Origin of the sequence: Lichenifustis flavocetrariae (genome assembly GCF_026130545.1) — a bacterium.
GTDB lineage: Bacteria > Pseudomonadota > Alphaproteobacteria > Rhizobiales > Beijerinckiaceae > Lichenihabitans > Lichenihabitans flavocetrariae.
Window position 1 is genome coordinate 1 of record NZ_JAMOIM010000163.1, and the last position, 714, is coordinate 714.

The window sequence follows — 714 nt, forward strand, 5'->3', positions numbered from 1 at the left end:
GTATTCACAAGTCGAAGTAAACGCAGACTGTTGCGGTGGGCGACCTCGATGCGCTGACGCTGCGGGGCCGGCAGCGATGGCGCGGAGGGGTCGTTAAGCGCATCGCCCAAGGGGGCGAGCATGAGCGTCAGCGGCGTGCGGAACTCGTGGGACACATTCGCGAAGAAGAGGCTCTTGGCACGGTCGATCTTGGCCATGGCCTTTAAGCGTTCCTCTTCTTCCTCCTTGGACAGCCGCATCAATCGGGCTTCCGCATGATGCAAGAGCCCGACCGTAACGATACGACGAAGCTCCTGCGCCGCATCGGCCTCCCCGATCGTCCAGGGCGCCGAAGTCCCTCGCAGAAGCTCACGCCAGGCGGCGAACGACTTGCGGGGTGAAAGTCGGTTCGCCCCACGTTCAACCTGTGCGGCCTTGTTTGGATCTCCGGCCCACACGACCGTCTGGGGAAGTTCCGGTCGAAACCACACGATCGCGTCGCCCGGGTTGTTGAGGATTGGCAGGAACAGAGCCCCACTTGCGGTCGATGCCAGCGTTGCGAATTGCGGGAATCTCGCCCCTAACGACTCCAGCATGACGACGTCATCGTCGGCGATGGCCTGCAACTGCGTCATGACAGCTTCCATCTCCGCGATGGGCGGTGTCACCCCGAAGGATCGAACCCGTCCGTTCAAGCGGATTGCAGCACCTGTGGCGGACACAAGACCGAGCAGC

Annotated in this window: 1 protein-coding gene; it reads right to left on the minus strand. The window is 62.6% G+C overall.

Annotation, left to right across the window (positions count from 1 at the left end; translation table 11 throughout):
- Positions 1-701: sensor histidine kinase (locus M8523_RS36450; RefSeq protein ID WP_282589669.1), on the minus strand; the 701-nt coding region annotated here is incomplete at its 3' end.
- Positions 702-714: the final 13 nt, after the last annotated feature.